Consider the following 17007-nt stretch of genomic DNA (forward strand, 5'->3'; position numbering starts at 1 on the left):
ATTTTTTGAGCAAAGACATGAGAGTCATACTATCATGAACTCTCAGGATTGGGAGGTTGATGTGTCAAATTACGATAACAATTCGATTGCAAGAAAGTTTGAAGATCTTCCAGCGGATAGGCAAGAAAGACTGCGAAGCATTGTTGTCTTCAGGCGCCGAGGAATTTCATTTGCCGCAATATCGAAAATTCTTGGCGTCAGTGAAGCAACGGTTTTTCGAGATGTCAGCCTTTTAGGCGACCTCTCTGCCTATAGAATAGAAGACTTGAACGTCAAAAAGGAGCTTGGAGAAAGTTTAGAGCTATTTGATGAAATTGCTGAAAAGTCTATGGAGGGATTTCGGTCAGCCATAGAAGATCATATAGATGTTGTATATGAAGTAGATCAGTTTGGAAATAGGACTTCAGTTTTAAAAAATGTTCCTGATCACTCCAGTGCAAATAGGTACTTGCAGTCTGCTCTTAATGCAAAGAAGCAAAAAGTTGATTTGGTGATGAATGCGTTTGCTCAACGAAGGATTGAACAATCTGTAGGGATTGTTGAAAGCCCTAAAATTGATATTTCAAAAATAGGCCCAGCACAGATGGCTGAAATGGCAGCAAAAATCGAGGAGCGTATTGAAAACCTGTATAGGACTGAATTCAGAATTCGAGGGCCGAATCCAATGGAAATTGAAGATGAGAAGGAGTTTGAGAGGCTGCAAAATGAGCAGATGGAAAAGTGTGAAGAGTTTTTGAGAGTCAGAAGAGAGTATCTAGCTTGTACATACTTAAGAAATTCTCCCAAAACACTTGACCAGACCAGGTGATCATTTATTCCACCCTTTAAATTATAGGGGGTGGAAGTGAGTTTTAAAGACGAAATTTTCGAAAGCCGCACGGGTACCAATCGTAACGAAGTAAAAGTATTAAGAATAAAAGATCTTTTAAATCTTTCGGAAGATCCTATTAAATGGGTCGTAGACGGCCTTCTGATAGAGGGTGGAGTCTCCCTGTTAGCTTCAAAACCAAAATCGGGAAAAACCACCTTTACAAGAAGCCTTGCCTTAGCTGTTTCCCGTGGACAAATATTTCTCGAAAGGAATACCAGTCAAGGCGGGGTACTTCTCATTAGCTTAGAAGACAAACTATCTGAAGTTGGGCGGCATTTTCGCTCGATGGGAGCGACTGCGGAGGATCAAATATATATCGTGGGTACGGCTTTAAAAGGAAGTAAATCCTTTTCGTCTTTAATTCAGGATATTCAGCCAAAATTAGTAATATTAGATACCCTAATTTTAGGGATATCTGAAATTCACGATATTAATGACTACTCTTTGGTTGCTAAGGCTTTGAGTCCATATATACAGATTGCACGGGAGCAAGGGTTTCATCTCATGTTGCTTCATCATTTAGCGAAGAGGGATAGAAGTGGTGGTGATGGTATTCTTGGATCGACTGCGCTATTTGGTTCGGTTGACGCCGTAATTCTGTTGGAGCGAAATGGAGAGCATCGGACCTTTTCAACTATCATGAGATATGGAACAGATTTGAACCCTCAGCGAATAGTACTTAATGAGAATAGAAATTTGGAAATCGCTGGTCATTCAGTCGACTCTCCTGAGCTTCGTATGGAAGAAAGTATCATGAATGTTCTGAGTCACCATGGTAGAGCGATTGGTGAGAAAGAAGTTGAGTCACTAGTAATTGGTAGTACTGCTCTGAAGAGAACAACTCTAAGAAAGATGGTAAAATCTGGGCAAGTCATGAGGCTAGGGAAGGGAACAAAGGGAAATGAATACTTGTATTCATGTTTGCATCTTAAAACAGAACAATAAATTTGAACTAAAAAATTAGTGGAATTTGTTATTCTGGGCCAACTCCTTTAAAAAGCTCATTGACGGCAGATTCGACCGCATCCTTATCTAAATGGAAAGCATTTGTAAGAAGAGATATGGCAAGGGAGCGATCAAATAAAGCGAGATCTTTCTTTGACGTAGGTGGTTCGCCGAGAACTAAAGGTATCGACTCGGTTCCTGCCATATTTTTTATTGTACTTTCGGAAATGCCAAGTACTTCTCCAACAAGTCTTTGCGCAGCCTTCTTGGGTCCCTCCAAATCATGTATTTGTCGAGAGGAAATTTGTATTCTCTTCCATTTGGTTTGCCCGATGTTATGGGCAGAAAGTCTCCTTCCTAGAATGGAGCTATTGTCGAAATAAACTACTTGGAGAAAAAGATACAAGACTGATTCCTCATCAAGTTGTCCTTCGATTGAAAACCGATACATCTCCGCTAATATATCAACTAAGTCATTGGCAATTAGCTTCATTTGAAGGTTTTCTTCCGAAATTCTAGAATAAGAAAATCTGTTATCGATATTTCTGGCAATGAGCGTCGTATATGGAACACGCTCCCGCCCGATTAGGCTTGCATTGTGATCAATCTCAACAAGGGCAGCCAGTTGATAAACAGACCTCCATGCATTTAAGTGATCGAAGTCCCTCACCTTTCTCTTTTTTTGCGACGTAACGTTCTTACGTTTCAAGCTGCCCCCTAGTCGTAAATTCTCAATGTTATTTTTACTCTTAGTTGCAAGGCTGGCAAGGAGATTGCCGGTTTAAAAAATAATGTTTTTTTGACCGAGATTTTAGATTTGAAAACCCCTATTTAATGCGTCGTTGGATCAAATTGAAAATGAAAGGAGATGAAATGAAACATCGGGAACGACCAATTACATATCTGCAGGTGCAGCAAATGACCGGCCTCCCCCTTGGAACCCTCTATAGTCTTGTCTCAAGAAAGCAAATTCCGCACATGAGAATGGGAACTAGATTAGTTCGATTTAATCCGACCGAAGTTAAAAAGTGGATGAAATCTGTGAGACCGAAAGATAAAAATGGTGTGGAGGCATAAATGAATCAAACGCAAATAGAAATTGAAAATGAGTATAAGGGAAATTGCTTCAAGGCAAAAAGGCATGTGCCAAGCCATTTGTATGGAGCGGGAGCTACGGAGAATTCTGCACGCAAGACGGTAAGATGCCGGGAGTTTCGGCCATGCAAAAGGACTGAGTGTACCCCCTGCCAAGAGAGACGGAGGGGATATTTCGTTGAAGCCGGAAGATTGCTGGCAGAAGAGAAAGGACTCAATCTACATGCAACTATAAGTTGGCCACTGACCGACAATGAATGTTCGTGGGAGCGCCTACTGAATTTGTCTTCAATGTTATCTAGGAAGCTAACTGGTCGAATAGGACCGTTTATTAGGACATTGGCAATTGGAAAGAGTGACACCCCCCATGTTCATTATCTCATAAACGAAGACTTTAAAGATCGCTTCTATGAAATTGTAAAAAAGAATAGTCCAGCGGGTTGTAGGGTGTTCATCGACTCGGAGTTGGTGAAGGATGTGAGCGGTCTATTGGATTACTTTTTTAAAATGAATTTCTCACCTACCGTGAATGATCCACGGAAGGTGAAAGGTATGCGTTTGATAAGTGGAAGCCGTGGAAGGATCACCTACTCATATCCAAAAACACCGCATTGGAAAATGCTTAAAGAACTGAAAGAAAGCTTGGAGAATTAGAAGTGAAAAATAATCGACATTCATACAATTTATTTGGCATATCTGGTAAAAACACAACCAACCCAAATCCGCTCTTTGAAAATAGCATAGATAAAGATGGCGCTTTAAATGCATCGGGCGACATTGAAAAGGAATGGATGAGTTCTAAGGAGGCGGCGGCATATTTGAGGATTAGCCCCGCAACTTTGAGAAATCTAACAAGTAACGGAAAAATTCCCTATCATAAGCTAGAAAGACGCAATAGATATCGAACAAGTGACCTGAGAGATCTCCTACTTAGAAACAAAAGAGGAGGTTTCTAATATGGGTATCAAAGAAAATAAGCAAGATGGCACTTACTTGGTGTCCTATTCGAAAAGGCACCCCACAACAAAACTGCCCTGTACTATTCGACGAAAAGGGATAAAGACCAAGGCCGAAGCAAAGCGGGTATATGACGAAATAGTTGTGCAGGTTCATGACAAGCTCAGGGAGCAGAGTGTGCCCGCATGGAGTAAGGTTTTAGATAGGTACCTCGATTGGATTAAAACGTCAGGTCTCAAAAACTCAACAGTATATGGAAGAGAAAAGATGCTTCGGCATCACACAATTCCGTATTGGGAGAAGACTTTAATTGATCAGATCAGCACGAGGGATATTCACAGTCTTTTGAATGAAAGATTCTCAAGTTCAGCCGAGTCTCACAAAAAATACTTTATAAAGTGTATTCGTGGTGTTTTTCGCTATGCCCTTGAGAATGATCTGATTATGAAAGACCCAACGCCACTACTCAAGTTTAAGAATAACGAGAAGATTAAGGCCGTTCTTAGTGAGGAACAGATTGTGCATCTCCTTAAGAAAGCGCAAGAATTCAATTGGCATTGGTATTATCACTATGCGGTGGCTCTATACACGGGAATGAGAAATGGGGAGCTGTTTGCACTTACGTGGGATAAGATCAACCTGGATCGGAGACAAATCTTAGTTAATTGTTCTTGGACAAGTAAGGATGGATTTAAGTCCACAAAGTCGGGTGATGACAGAATTGTAGAGATACCAAAGCCATTGATTCCCATCTTGACCGAAATGAAGTTGAAGTCGGCTGGTAGCGACTTTGTTCTTCCAAGGATGTCGAAGTGGGATAAGGGGGAGCAGGCCAGGGAGCTTCGCATGTTTCTACAATCTATAGGACTGCATCAGATTCGCTTTCATGACCTCAGAGCTAGCTGGGCGACGCTCCTTTTGGGGAAGGGGGTCCCGGCGAGCCAGGTGATGGCTATGGGAGGATGGAGAGACATGAAGACAATGATGATATACATGCGTAAGGCCGGAATCGATATTCAGGGCTCAACTGGGGTCCTTGATGATATGCAGGTTCACGGTATGAAAGATGCGAAGATCTTGAAAATTCAGCAGAAGTAGTTGATTGTAGTTTAAGGGGAAATGAGGCTTGAAATTATTGAGGAATTTCATGCTTCAGACCCCCTACCATTCCTCTGTTTCTTTTTATCTGCCGCTGAGACATTCATTTAACTGGAAGTTTGCTGGCTTTGTCGGGACGCGAAAGCCGAGGCGTCGAGCCTCGTCTTTCTAAGTGTTCGGCATTTGCGGCCTTCGCCGCAAGAGCCTCACGCATGCTCCACACTAAAAAGTGCTACTAGCACTTTTTAGCGCGGACACAACCTCGCCCCCTACCATTTTTGCCAAGCAAAAATCCTTTAGTTTCCAATTTCCAATATCTCTGTCGGGTCGCCAGTGCTAAAAATGTAAATGGGGGCACTCATGAAATTACTAACTATGTTTTTTGTATTAATTCTTGGTGGCGCAGCGCAGGCGATGACGGCAAAGGTTGTGAATTCAACGGATGTGCGATTTATGGCTGACTTGATTTTAACTCGAGCGAGCGGAGGGGCTCCGCTCAGTGTTGTGGACGACAAGATCTTGGCGCCCGGTGAAGCCTTCGAGAAAAACTACGGGGTGTTGGACACCAACGAACTTGTTCTGAGATACGAAATCATCTCAACCGACAATAAACCCATCTGTTTGGGCAAAGTGGATGTGACCTCTAAAAGCAACTTCAAGCTGGTCGTCGATGGCCACCCTGGGATGGCTCCTGTGGATTGCAAAGTCACCCAATAAGGGTGTCGCAACAACAGAAGACCCGCAGAACTTTTATTGGGCTACGAACTCAATGGGCTGTGGGTTCCAGATAACTTTTCCTTCGGAACCCAAGTCATAGCCATAACGAAATGCCGCCGGGAATTTCACCGGAAAAGTGATGTTTATAATAAAACAGTGCGAAAGAAAGACTTCTTATCAGAGCCAACGAAGTCGGCCCTGATGACCAGAAAGCTCAGGTAATTACAGGAACAGGAATCCTGCAGAGATCACAAGGCCCGAGTACAAAAGGACGATCAAACAAAAGCCCATGATGTCGCGGGCGCCAAGGCCTGCGATTCCCAAGGCTGGCAAGGCCCAGAAGGGCTGGATCATGTTTGTCCATGCGTCACCCCAGGCAATCGCCATCGAGGTCTTGGCTACGGACACGCCCAACTCTTGCGCAGCAGGCAGCATGATCGGAGCTTGTACGGCCCACTGACCACCGCCGGAGGGCACAAAGAAGTTCACAATACCTGCGCTGATAAAGGTAAAGAAGGGGAATGTTGTGACGGTGGAGATGTTCACAAACACATTAGACAGGGCTCCGGCTAGCGAAACACCGCTGCTGCCGCTGGCCACCATCAGACCCATGATTCCCGCATAGAACGGGAATTGCAGGATGATCCCGCTGGAGCTGATCACGGCAGAACGAATTGCCAGAATGTAGCGGCGTGGAGTCCCGTGCAACAGAATGCCCAAGAACAGGAAGATGAAATTCACAATGTTCAGATTCAGATCCAAACCTTTTTTGAAGAAATAGTTTATGATGTACACGCTGGCAAGGGCGCACAAGATCAAAGAAACCCATTTGCTGTTTTCGATGCGATCTGCCCACGTACTGTTGCCGCCTTCCGTGTCTGAAACTTCGTCGTTTAGCAAAGCCGGATCCACAGTCACGGTTTCTTCCGGGCGTGGGTGCATGAACATGTTCAGCAGGGGCACTGTCACCAAAAGGACTATTACGATGGCCAGGTTGTAGGTTGAAAACAGGGTTTCAGATACCGGGATCATTCCGGTGACGACATTGTTAGAGGCCTTGGCCAGATTCCCATCCGTGGCAATCGTCAAAGGAATGGATCCGGAAAGACCGCCGTGCCAGATTAGAAAGCCGGAATAAGCAGAAGCGATCAGCAGGCGGTAGTCGACAGTTTTTACTTTTTTCGCGATCTCTTTGGCAAAGAGAGCGCCGATCACCAGGCCAAAACCCCAGTTGAACCAGGAACCCAGCAGCGAGACCAAAGAAACGACAACGATCGCCTGACCAGGGGTGCGCAGGTGGGAGGCCAAAGAGGACAACAAGCTGGAGCAGGGCCGCGAGTTCGCCAACGCATGGCCGAGCACGAGCACCAGGACCATCTGCATCGAGAATCCCAACAAGCCCCAGAAGCCTTCATACCAACCGTTCACAGTTTCCAGGAAGCTCATGCCAGTTACGGGCATTGCCGCGGCAAATACAATAAAAGTCAAAAGTGCGCAGAAGATAAAGGGATCAGGCAGGTATTCATTGACGAGCTTCACACTGAATCGAATGAGTTTTTGAAAGGCATTGTCGCGGGTTGGGTTCATTGCTGCTCCTTGGTGAAGACTAAATTAGAGCGGCAAAGGTCGTGATTGTCATCTTAAGAAGAGCTTAATGGGGCACTGGCGAACGTGTGCCCCCACTCACTTTGGGTCCAACTTTTTTAGCAACCCGGCATACAGCCTTGGATGTTTTCACCCCAAGAGCAGCAAGCGGCCGCTTTGATCTCGGCTGCGTTGGTGTTATCCTGGCAGTTTTGGTTTTGATTGTAGTTCAGGTTCAGATTCTGAATTTGAATTAGGTTGGCTTTCGGTCTTCTCCCGCCATAACATTTTGCCACACACTCGTTGTGGTTGCTGTAGTAGTCGTCGATACATCCTTGATAACACCAGTAAGCCACGTTCTCTTTGGGTGGAAGGTAGCCTGCCAAAGCTGTTGCGCTGAAGAGAACCATAAGTGCAGTGTGGGTAAGTACTTTGATCATTTGATAACTCCTTGTTGGATTTAGAGATGTCAAAATGTGATACCATTATCAAATATGTTTAAATTGGTATCTTTTGGTGATACGAAAACGACCATTATGGATCAAATCAACCAACACACCGATGCCAAGAAGCTGCTGAAAAGCCTGCAAGAGGTTTTGAAATCCAAGAAGATCACCTATGCGGAACTGGCGCTTCAGATGGAAGTGTCTGAAGTCACCGTGAAAAGACTCTTCTCAACCCAGAACTGCAATCTACAAACGGTCTTTAAGATCTGTGATCTTGTGGGGATTTCATTTTTTGATCTGGCGGCTCTTGCTAATCAGGAAAAGGAAGTGGACTACGTTCTGAGCGAAGAACAGGAAAAGTTTTTTGCCGCCAATCCGGCGATGTTCGGAATCTTCAGATCTCTTCACCGAGGAGTGAGTCCAGGCACATTGGCTGAAGCTTGGAAGCTTTCAAGTCAGAAGTTCTTCAAAGTTCTGCGTAAAATTGAAAACTACGGCTTGTTGGAAGTTCTTCCTGGTAATCAGGTTCGGATTAAAGCTGTTGGCAACATTCGTTTCCAGCACAAAGGTCCGCTGGCGCGTGCGATTCTTCGCCCGCAGATCGCGCAGTTTTTGGATCATGTGGATGTGTTTTTAAAGAATAAAGATGTGTGCATGCACTCGGCAGAAGTGGAGCTGTCCAAAGCAAGTATCATGGAGCTGGTTGACGAGATTCATGCGCTTGGAGCCAAGTATCGCGCACGAGCTTTGCGCGATAAGAATCTTTTATCAGCGGATCAGCTCCAGTCAGTGCGCTGGTTGTATGCATTTGCTCCGTATGAAACCAACTGGCAGCAGTACGAGCTTAAAGATTAGCCGCTTTGCTGGGGTTAAACGCTCGCTTCGGGCTCTGTGGGTTTTTCAGTTTCTGGGGTCCACTCCAATAGCGACAGTTCCGAGGTTTTGGACCAATCAACCTGTTTGCGGTTGATGATGCGGATAGAGACTTCGTTTCCATTCACGGTCCACAACAGGGTGTCGCCTTTGGCGATGCCCAGGGCTTGGCGGACGCGGGCGGGGATGGTGGTTTGGTTCTTACGGGAAGCTTTGGATGTTGCACCTGATTTGCTCATGCTGTTGGATCTCCGTAAGTCTATCTTAAAGGCTAAACGGGGGTTTTGTCCCCATTCCGCCTGCCATAAGGCTCTACAAACAATCCTTCGTCCAGTTAGGGGCTTTAAGGGCCTGCCTTTCTGATAAGTAACAGACCTGAACTCTTCGCAACTGGCGTTCGGCAGTGGAATTCACTAGAAAGTGAACTTTAACAAATTCGCAGGTGAACCCATGAATCGTTTTTTGTGCCTTTTGATCCTTGTCCTTTCTGTCCCCCTGTCCGTCCTGGCGACAAGCCCGTACTCTCCGTCAGAGGGTGTCCTTGAAAAAGGCCATGACCCGGCCCTGCAGCTTTATCGCACTAAATTCTTCTACAATTCAGATGGGACCTTGTCCCCGCGTAAGCTCGAGTCACTGGTTCAGTTTTTGGAGTTTCAGAAGTCCCTTTTGATGGATTCAGCCAAGATGAACCGCAAGACCAATTTGATTCTGGTGCACGGCTATGAAAACGATAAGGCCGAAAAAGAGGGCCTGGAAGCCCAAAGCAGCGAGTCCGAAGCCATCGCACCTTTGATCTTTGCCCTGGAGCACACGCGAGACTTGCAGGCGCGCTATTCGCGAATGAGCCCCAATGAAATCCATGAAAAGGTTGAATTGATTCTTCTTTTTATTGCTGCTGGTTACACCCCTTATCCGATGACGATCTTTACTTCTTTGGTAGAGAGAGTGAAGAATCTTGCGGAAAATTTCTTTGAGTTTTCCATCGATGACTCCGCTAAAACCCAAGCCAGCAACCTTCTTTTAAACGGACACTTCGCAAATCAAAAAGAACTGAGAGCCTATCAGCAGGCAGGGAATGATCTTTCCAAGCTGGATCCTCCCTCCTCCGCGATCTGGACGGACAATGACATCGCAGCTTACGATCCTTATTTAGAGATTTATTGGAAAAGAAAGTTTTTCCCTCCAAGGAACAACCCTCTGCCGGTCTTTCATTATGAGCGCATGGGGAATGGAACGATCAAGTTTAAGACCCACTGGTTAGACGATCAGGAGCTAAATAAAAAAGGCCTTCCTAAAAAGAAAGACGTCACCTTGCGTGTGGGCTTTGAAGCCTACAATGCCTCTGTGGTGAACCATTTGGCACGAATCATTGGATATCCGGCCAATCCGACAACATTTCGGTCGGCGATTAAGCTGGAACTGGGGGATACCTCGTTTGAAGAGTTCCTGACTCAGTGGCGCAATGTGCATGGACTGGAAATGGGCTCAGCGATGACGCATGTTGAACGAATTCCTGGTGAAAATGCCGTCATCATGAAGAACGTGACCCTGGAGGCCTACCCAGACAAGGACGACTATCGCCGGATGGGTCCGTTCCGCATGGGGGACAATGGTTTGCGCAATCGCCGCGAATACCGGGCCATGGTTCTTTATAATGCTTTGATCTCGTTGCAGGACCAGTTTGAATATCAGGCCCGTGTGGACGCCGTTCGCGACGAGCGGCGGGGATGGTTGCCGATCTTCTTCCTGTCGGACACCAGTTCTGCATTGGGGCTTCCGGCCATGCTTGGAAACGTAGGGGCTGTGAATGAGTTTACGTGGGAGTTCACAAAACGAAACAACGGGCAAGTTCGTCTGTTCTGGTTCTCGGTCTTTAATTCGCGAACTTGGAAGGACACCACTTACAGCGATGTGAAGTGGCTGGCCCGTCGTATGGCGCAGATTCGCACAGATCAAATTGATGGCATTATGCAGACATCAGGATTCCCCGAGCCGGTGCAAAGACTTTATGCGGAAAAACTGAAATCCCGACTGAACAAGATGATGGTGGATTTTGATTTGCTTAAAGAGGGGTTCCAACCGCATCCGGTGCAGTCCAAGCAGGACCTGGCGTCAGCATATCCGGACTATATCAATGAGCACGGCTTTTTGAAGGAAGGCGCGCAAGAATATCCCGGCAATACCCTGCCGATTCTGGGAAATCGTTTTACCCCGTTTCAAGGGGCGATAGTTCTCACCATTAACACTCTTCAGAATAAATTTTTATCTCTGTTTAATCCGGCAAACTACGGCAAGGCGGACTTCGTCGTTGATTTGGGCAACGGGACTTTGGAGGGCGGGATTGGATTTGAAGCTTCCAGAGGCGTCAGCGTGAATCCGGAACTGGGCCCCGGCCAGAAGCGGTATCTTCTGAACGACAAACTGAGCATCAGTCTTCCGGTCGGGATATTCAACGACCGTGTCACAGCGCCGGTGGGGCTTTATTATACCTACACGTTTGAGTACCTGCACAGCGTTTCGACAATGAAGGAAGTTGGCACCAGCCGATTCTTCAGTCTGCTGAATCCGTTCAGTATTCGCGAAATCCGAAGATCTTTGGCTGTGGGTGAACAACTGCGTGTCAGCCATTCGTTTGGTGCCTCGGTCGGAAAGACCAAGTTGAAGGTGATTGAGGACGTTCAGATCGAAGCGGCCTTGCTTGGCTTGGGCTATGCCTCGGTTAAATCCATCTATTATTCCAAGCCTCATCCCACGCTTTTTGAGATCAGTACGGATCACGTGGACGTGGCATCTGCCTATAGTGGAATTGATATTAGGACTTATCTGCGTTTGGCCGCCAACGTGAGGGCAGAACGAACGAAGAAAGTCTATCGCATGTACCGGGTCGATCTGCTGAATGAGTCTTTGGAAAAGCAGATGCAATTGCAGGATGCGGTGGAGTCAGCACTGGTGGACACCGACTTTACAGCCCTTGCCAAGATGGTCAAACCCCATGAGTGGATTGAGTCGGCGAAAAGCAAAAGCTTCAATCTGGCTTTTATGGTCTGGAAGCGGTCTTCTGACACCGGTGTCAGTGATCTGCTGGTAGATGGGCAAAGACTGGTGCTGGGGCATAAATCGCGATCTTATGATCGAGGGCTCAGTCGTCTGTGGGAAGATAAGCTTGATATTGGCTTCTTCAAGCCGACGACGGATGTTGTGACAGATTTTTGGGGCGAAGGCATTCAGATTGGCATGGCTTTGGAAGCCGTTGTGGATGACAAAGCAAGGCGTTTTGCTGAGATTGAAGTGACTTTGACTCAATCAATTTTTGACAACTATTGCACTCGCAAAGAATTTGAAAAAACCTTTAAGAAGTTTTTTAACAAAAGGGCGGGTGTCGAAGGCTACATTCGTTTCCAAATGCCTGATGAACTGGATGCTTATCCCGAACTGGTAGGCACGATGCGCTGGCAGATCTCGAAGAAGGCTCTGCGGGACATCCTGACGGCGGCCACGAATATCAACAATCTGGATTATCTCGTGCCGGGGGCTCGTTACGGTGATGATTCTGCCGGAAATGATCCGCGTGAAGGCATCAGTCACAAGGCGCAGAAGCTTTTAAAGGCCATGGACCGCGAGGTGACCACTTTCGGGAAGCTTTATACGTTGGAAGCCCAGGCCAAAGATCTTTTAAGTCTGCTGGAGGATCTGACCGGAAAAAAAGCCGAGATGGTGTCGCAACTGCGACGGTTTACTCGTGACGAGAACATCTGGCTGACCACTAACATCGCGAACATGCTTGAACTCAGTCATCCCACATTCCGTAAACAGAAGAATGGGGAGTTCTGGGCCCGGGAGATTGGCAAATATCAAGGGCACAGCTATTTGGACCGATTCCGTCGGGCTAATTTGTTGCAACCTGTTTATTGAGGCGGTTCCTGTATTCAAACATATTCCCTCGGTCCCGTCGTAGGTTCAGTATTGTTTTCATTAACCTTAAAGGAGGAGATATGGAAAGACAATCGGACACCCTGCAAGTCGGACAGAAGCTGGTGGAGCTCTGTAAAAAAGGTCAAAACCTCAAAGCCGTGGAACAGCTTTATTCTGATAAAATCGAGAGTCATGAAGCGATGTCAATGCCGGGGATGCCTGAGGGGGTGAACGGAATTGAAGCCATCCGTAAGAAAAACAAAGAGTGGGAAGAAACCATGGATGTTCATTCCATGGAAGTGGATGGTCCCTTTCCATGTGGAGATCGCTTTGCCGTCTATTTTAAGGTTGATGCCACTGATAAGAAGACTAAAAAGCGCATGAAGATGAATGAGGTGGGTCTTTACACCGTTCATAACGGTAAGATTATCAAAGAAGAATTCTTCTATGCCATGTAAACATTGAGCACTCAGGATCCTTCTGGAAGAGTCAGGAGGGTCTAAATGAGACTGTAGTATCCCTTTTTGGAGCGCACACGTTCTAACTCGGACAAAAGAACGGCCATACGATCGTATGTCACCACTGAAGAGTCCTGCCAACGTCGAGATGAAGAGGTTACTTCGTCCGTCGGGGAGTCTTCGATCAGCTGTCCATTCCTGAAGTGAAGAACATAGCGGGGGCCTTTACTTGAAAGAGCGTATTCAATATCTGAGTTCAGAAGTTTCGTCAGCTTGCGTGCCCGCAAATACGCCTGAGCGGCTCGCATGAAGTGGCGCTCAAACTTATCTGCGATATCTTCTGCAGTCAGTTCGACCTCGATATCTTCTGTCTCTGGGGTGTCAGTCTCTGTTTCCTGCTCTGACAAGTCTTCTTCTTCCGTCGATTCTTCCGGCGCAGCATTCTTCACAAAATACAAGCCCAGGGCAAAAATAGACCGCATGGATTTAAAGGTCTGCATGGATTCTTGATGGCGTGCACAGAAGATTTCAAATCCGGCCTTAAGAAGATTGGAATCCAAAGGCTCATAGAACATATTGGGATCAAATGTTTGATCTTCCGTGCGCAAAGACGCATTCAACTTTAAAATTGAATCAAAAACCAGAGCGTTTGAAAAAGGACCGATAAAATGTTGTTCGTCCTGTTCAGGACTCATAGAGAGAAAATCGCGGCTAAAGAAAACCAAACTGCGTTCGCCGGCTTTTAAACTGATGTTGTAGCGGGGGTTGTGTCTTTTGATTTCATCTGTTTCTAGCAGGGCAGCTTCCAAAGGCGTACGACAAGGGGTCACAATCAAATCATAGGACTGAGTCAGCATCTCGAGTTTAAAAGAGTCTCTGCCTTTTTGCCCGCGGAAATAGCTGTTCACCCGATCGTGCAGGGATGTGGCTTTGCCGACATAAAGGATTTCACCCCACTGGGAAAGATAGCGATAGACGCCGGGAACTTTCGGAAGGTTCAGGCGTTTTTCCTTGGGCATCGGATATTCGTACTTGGTCTTCTTTGGAGCTTCCTGATTCAGCCAGAGATTCAGATCCTCCAGCGTCATGATGTGTTGCTTTTCAAGTTCGTCGAGCAAGTGTTTCCAGATAACTTGGGTGGCTTCCACGTGGCTATGGCCTCGCTTGAACTCGCCCGCTGCATGACCAAAGTATCCCGCAAGCCCTTTGATACCTTTTGCCGGAAGATTCGGAAAAAGTCTTTTGGCAATCGCATGGGTGCAGATCACCGGGAACTCTCGAAGGTTTAAGGCTTCAAAGCTGGCCGCCAGAAACGGCTTTTCAAATTGAGCAAAGTGAATGACTGCCGGGCGATCAGAGATTTCACTGTAAAGAATCTCAAAGACCTGCGGCAATGGCTTGGCACTTTCAAGTTCTTCGCTGCGAATGCCGGTCAGAGACAGGATTCTTTTGGGCACGGGCTGGTCATCTGGTTGTGCCACCAGGTGACTGCGAGCTTCGGAAAGATCCGACAAGGCCCAGGCCATTTCCAGAATATTGGCGGCCCCTGGTTTTGCTCCGGTGGTTTGCAGATCGAAAAAGAAAACGGGCAGGTCTTTTAATCGCACGAAGTTTCCTCCGTGCTCTTCCAGAAAGACTCCAGATCAGAAATGATCTTTTGTGACACCAGCTCTTTCGGGCTTTCTTTGAACCAGCCGCTGGGCATAGCCTCGGCATAGACTGAATTTAAGAAGCGTGAATCCATCAGGATAATCACACCTTTGTCGGTTTCAGAGCGGATCACGCGGCCGGCCGATTGAATGGCTTTCGCCATGGCTGGATACACATAGGTGTAATTAAAACCGTGTTCTTTCCCATAACGACTGTCGAAATAAGAGCGGATCTGTTCACGTTCAAAATCAAAACTTGGCAGAGCCGGACCGATAACGAAGGCTCCAATCAACATATCCCCAGGGAAATCCACGCCTTCAGAGAAAACTCCGCCCTGCACTCCCAGAAGCAAAATTGGCTCGGTGGCTGATTTCAACTCTTCCAGATAGATCTGCACATCCAGCTGTTTCATGTCACGTTCCTGGCGCAGAACGCGCATATGCGGGACCTGTAACAGCTTCTCTACCTGGGCCAGAAATTCAAAACTTGGAAAAAGAGCTATGTAGTTGCCGGCCTTCACGCGCGTGACTCTGGCAATGACCTCGGCGACCTTGCCGGAGTTCAGCGCGCGGTCATTCAGCTTGGTGGAAATCTGCGGGATGATCATCAGCTGGCGATTTTCAACCTTAAACGGGGACTGGAATTCCAGAGTCTGACTTTCTTTCGGGAAGCCCAGCAGTTCCTGATAATAGGCAAAGGGCTTGAGTGTCGCTGAAAAAGCCACGACATTTTTAAATTCTTTATAAGCCAACTTTAATTGCTCAGAAGCATCACAGCAGGTGACCTTCAGCATTTCACTGAAGCGGGTGTTCTGATAAGTCGTGAAGAACTCGGGCCCGCGATAGTCCAGGGCTGCGATGAAATCACTCCACATATTCATCATGCGTAACATCGGGTCCCGCTGAATAATTTCGGTCTCACTGTCCAGGTATTCCGTGGTCAAGGCGCGGATGGATCTCTCCAGATCAAGGAAAGGCTCAATGTCGATGTCAACCTTGCGGGAACCACCGTCTTCACCGTACTCCTGAATCAAAGACTTGGCTCTGCGGATCAGTGTCCCGGCCTGCAAAGAAAACGTGGCCGGCAGTTTGGTAAAGTCAGATTCCAGAATATCCAGATCCTGCACACTTAACGAAGGCGAGAAATAGTCCTGCGCGCGACTGGGCAGATTGTGAGCTTCATCGATCACCAGATTAGGTTTTTCTGCGGACTCTAAAAGAGGCTCTGACAGTCGTCCCAGCAAACTTCGGGGGGAAAAGGCATAATTGTAATCACCAATCACCACGTCGGCCTGCTCGATGGCTTCCACGGAAAGCTCAAACGGACAGACTTCGTATTCTTTACCCATCTCGATCAGCTTTTCCTGGGTCAGCTTGCGTTTTTTGCTAAGCTTGTTTACCAGGTCATGATCGGCCAGTTTGCTGTAATACCCCCGGGCAAACTCACAGTAACCGGGATTGCATAGGGTTTCGGCCTTCAGACACATCTTACTTTTTGCCGTTAACGTCAGCGAACGCAGCTTGCTGCCTTGCTCTTGTAGTTTTTCAACGGCCTCTTCCGCAACGATGTGCTGGGAGTTTTTCGGTGTTACATAGACAGTCTTCTGTCCTCGCGCCAGGGAATCCTTTAAGTTCGGATAAAGAACGCCCACGGTTTTTCCCAAACCTGTGGGGGCCTGAACCAATAAAGGATGTTTGCTGGCCACCTGAGCTTCGATGCTTTCAATCAGCTCGCGCTGCCCGGGACGGGGAGTGGCAAACGGGAAGGTCATTTCCTCTGCCATCTTCTGACGGGATTTGAAAAGTTTTTCTTTGACCTTGGTTTCTTCCACCAGTTCTTCCAGGCGCAGTGCAAGCCACAGTTCGTAGTGCGCAATATCCAATGTCACACGCAGATCCATGGATTTGAAATTGCGTGAGGAAACCAGATGCAGATTCAAAAAGGGAATGTGGCCGGTGTCTTTATAGTGGAAATAGCCGTAGGTGCGCAGCTGCCAGATATAAGGATGATTGTCATCGGCGCGAAGTTTGCGCCATAGTTCTTCCACGTCGAAGGCAGTTTTGATTTCTTCAATTTGAACGGGGTTGGCGGTGATGCCATCCGCACGACCTGAGACATGGAACTCATAGGGGCCGGCTGTGAACACGCAGCTCATGCGTTTTTCCGGGGTGTAGTCGTCAAATTCTTTTTGGCGACGGCGTTGGATGGATTGATGAATTTCCTGACCACTCATCGGAGGCGCGCCATAACCCGAGTGCAGCTCAATACTTCCTCGGCGGGGGCAGGGCAGGGCAAATTGTCGGACATCCAAAGACACTTTTCTCACAGGCTCTAATCAATCACAAACCACTGCTAAACGCGATAGCAAAAATTTAAAATGAACTCGGTTTTCCTTGCCCAC

At 47.0% G+C, this 17007-nt stretch carries 16 protein-coding genes; 10 read left to right on the top strand and 6 right to left on the bottom strand.

The features are described 5' to 3' along the window. The first annotated feature begins 61 nt into the window (after positions 1 to 61). Together ACZ5ZV_RS01725 and ACZ5ZV_RS01730 are read left to right on the top strand one after the other, a co-directional pair. A complete protein-coding gene (locus ACZ5ZV_RS01725; RefSeq protein ID WP_464119649.1) occupies positions 62 to 808 on the top strand; it encodes a helix-turn-helix domain-containing protein in 747 nt (248 codons plus the stop codon). 36 nt (positions 809 to 844) lie between these two features. Beyond that, positions 845 to 1816, top strand: a complete 972-nt coding sequence (locus ACZ5ZV_RS01730) for an AAA family ATPase (RefSeq protein WP_464119650.1) — start codon at positions 845 to 847, stop codon at positions 1814 to 1816. Between the two features lie 28 nt (positions 1817 to 1844). Here the strand turns inward: ACZ5ZV_RS01730 and ACZ5ZV_RS01735 are convergent, their stop codons facing one another. Next, on the bottom strand, positions 1845 to 2525 hold the full coding sequence (locus tag ACZ5ZV_RS01735; RefSeq protein ID WP_464119652.1) for a hypothetical protein: 681 nt from the start codon (positions 2523 to 2525) through the stop codon (positions 1845 to 1847). A 164-nt stretch (positions 2526 to 2689) separates the two neighbouring features. Between ACZ5ZV_RS01735 and ACZ5ZV_RS01740 the strand changes: the two genes are divergently transcribed. The 5 genes from ACZ5ZV_RS01740 to ACZ5ZV_RS01760 all read left to right on the top strand — a co-directional run bounded on the left by ACZ5ZV_RS01740 (position 2690) and on the right by ACZ5ZV_RS01760 (position 5683). Beyond that, entirely contained in the window at positions 2690 to 2893 is a 204-nt protein-coding gene (locus ACZ5ZV_RS01740; protein ID WP_464119654.1) for a helix-turn-helix transcriptional regulator, read from the top strand. Further along, positions 2894 to 3565: a hypothetical protein gene (locus ACZ5ZV_RS01745; RefSeq protein WP_464119656.1), complete on the top strand. Its 672-nt coding sequence runs from the start codon at positions 2894 to 2896 to the stop codon at positions 3563 to 3565. A 2-nt stretch (positions 3566 to 3567) separates the two neighbouring features. After that, a complete protein-coding gene (locus ACZ5ZV_RS01750) occupies positions 3568 to 3867 on the top strand; it encodes a helix-turn-helix domain-containing protein (protein ID WP_464119658.1) in 300 nt (99 codons plus the stop codon). A gap of 1 nt (position 3868) precedes the next feature. Continuing rightward, positions 3869 to 4966, top strand: coding sequence for a tyrosine-type recombinase/integrase (locus tag ACZ5ZV_RS01755; RefSeq protein WP_464119660.1), 1098 nt, complete (start codon positions 3869 to 3871; stop codon positions 4964 to 4966). Between the two features lie 360 nt (positions 4967 to 5326). Beyond that, a complete protein-coding gene (locus ACZ5ZV_RS01760; protein ID WP_464119662.1) occupies positions 5327 to 5683 on the top strand; it encodes a hypothetical protein in 357 nt (118 codons plus the stop codon). Between the two features lie 222 nt (positions 5684 to 5905). Here ACZ5ZV_RS01760 and ACZ5ZV_RS01765 read toward each other — a convergent pair whose 3' ends face one another. Beyond that, positions 5906 to 7270 carry a short-chain fatty acid transporter gene (locus ACZ5ZV_RS01765; protein ID WP_464119664.1) on the bottom strand — a complete coding sequence of 455 codons (1365 nt, stop codon included), beginning with the start codon at positions 7268 to 7270 and terminating at the stop codon, positions 5906 to 5908. Between the two features lie 116 nt (positions 7271 to 7386). After that, the gene (locus ACZ5ZV_RS01770; RefSeq protein ID WP_464119666.1) at positions 7387 to 7707 is read right to left on the bottom strand and encodes a hypothetical protein; all 321 of its coding nucleotides are present in this window, start codon (positions 7705 to 7707) and stop codon (positions 7387 to 7389) included. Between the two features lie 54 nt (positions 7708 to 7761). Here ACZ5ZV_RS01770 and ACZ5ZV_RS01775 point away from each other — a divergent pair, with 54 nt between their 5' ends. Further along, a complete protein-coding gene (locus tag ACZ5ZV_RS01775; RefSeq protein ID WP_464119668.1) occupies positions 7762 to 8568 on the top strand; it encodes a helix-turn-helix domain-containing protein in 807 nt (268 codons plus the stop codon). Positions 8569 to 8582: 14 nt separating this feature from the next. On the opposite strand, the gene ACZ5ZV_RS01780 is transcribed toward ACZ5ZV_RS01775, so the two are convergent. Next, positions 8583 to 8825, bottom strand: coding sequence for an AbrB/MazE/SpoVT family DNA-binding domain-containing protein (locus tag ACZ5ZV_RS01780; RefSeq protein ID WP_464119670.1), 243 nt, complete (start codon positions 8823 to 8825; stop codon positions 8583 to 8585). Positions 8826 to 9036: 211 nt separating this feature from the next. Here ACZ5ZV_RS01780 and ACZ5ZV_RS01785 point away from each other — a divergent pair, with 211 nt between their 5' ends. Together ACZ5ZV_RS01785 and ACZ5ZV_RS01790 are read left to right on the top strand one after the other, a co-directional pair. Beyond that, on the top strand, positions 9037 to 12498 hold the full coding sequence (locus ACZ5ZV_RS01785) for a hypothetical protein (RefSeq protein ID WP_464119672.1): 3462 nt from the start codon (positions 9037 to 9039) through the stop codon (positions 12496 to 12498). Between the two features lie 80 nt (positions 12499 to 12578). After that, positions 12579 to 12956 (top strand): SnoaL-like domain-containing protein, encoded by a 378-nt coding sequence (locus tag ACZ5ZV_RS01790; protein WP_464119674.1) that lies wholly within the window; start codon positions 12579 to 12581, stop codon positions 12954 to 12956. Between the two features lie 41 nt (positions 12957 to 12997). On the opposite strand, the gene ACZ5ZV_RS01795 is transcribed toward ACZ5ZV_RS01790, so the two are convergent. Both ACZ5ZV_RS01795 and ACZ5ZV_RS01800 read right to left on the bottom strand, forming a co-directional pair. Then, on the bottom strand, positions 12998 to 14563 hold the full coding sequence (locus ACZ5ZV_RS01795; protein WP_464119676.1) for a GIY-YIG nuclease family protein: 1566 nt from the start codon (positions 14561 to 14563) through the stop codon (positions 12998 to 13000). Then, complete coding sequence (locus ACZ5ZV_RS01800; protein ID WP_464119678.1) at positions 14554 to 16932, bottom strand: ATP-dependent DNA helicase; 2379 nt, start codon at positions 16930 to 16932, stop codon at positions 14554 to 14556. Before ACZ5ZV_RS01800 ends, ACZ5ZV_RS01795 begins: the two co-directional genes overlap by 10 nt. Positions 16933 to 17007: the final 75 nt, after the last annotated feature.

It is taken from the genome of Bdellovibrio sp. HAGR004 (genome assembly GCF_055397015.1).

What these genes read in the sequence shown, in the direction of transcription:
- ACZ5ZV_RS01785 (WP_464119672.1), top strand. Translation starts at nt 9,037, where the DNA reads ATGAATCGTTTTTTGTGCCTTTTGATCCTTGTCCTTTCTGTCCCCCTG.
- ACZ5ZV_RS01790 (WP_464119674.1), top strand. Translation starts at nt 12,579, where the DNA reads ATGGAAAGACAATCGGACACCCTGCAAGTCGGACAGAAGCTGGTGGAG.
- ACZ5ZV_RS01745 (WP_464119656.1), top strand. Translation starts at nt 2,894, where the DNA reads ATGAATCAAACGCAAATAGAAATTGAAAATGAGTATAAGGGAAATTGC.
- ACZ5ZV_RS01775 (WP_464119668.1), top strand. Translation starts at nt 7,762, where the DNA reads ATGTTTAAATTGGTATCTTTTGGTGATACGAAAACGACCATTATGGAT.
- ACZ5ZV_RS01755 (WP_464119660.1), top strand. Translation starts at nt 3,869, where the DNA reads ATGGGTATCAAAGAAAATAAGCAAGATGGCACTTACTTGGTGTCCTAT.
- ACZ5ZV_RS01740 (WP_464119654.1), top strand. Translation starts at nt 2,690, where the DNA reads ATGAAACATCGGGAACGACCAATTACATATCTGCAGGTGCAGCAAATG.
- ACZ5ZV_RS01770 (WP_464119666.1), bottom strand. Translation starts at nt 7,707, where the DNA reads ATGATCAAAGTACTTACCCACACTGCACTTATGGTTCTCTTCAGCGCA.
- ACZ5ZV_RS01780 (WP_464119670.1), bottom strand. Translation starts at nt 8,825, where the DNA reads ATGAGCAAATCAGGTGCAACATCCAAAGCTTCCCGTAAGAACCAAACC.
- ACZ5ZV_RS01765 (WP_464119664.1), bottom strand. Translation starts at nt 7,270, where the DNA reads ATGAACCCAACCCGCGACAATGCCTTTCAAAAACTCATTCGATTCAGT.
- ACZ5ZV_RS01760 (WP_464119662.1), top strand. Translation starts at nt 5,327, where the DNA reads ATGAAATTACTAACTATGTTTTTTGTATTAATTCTTGGTGGCGCAGCG.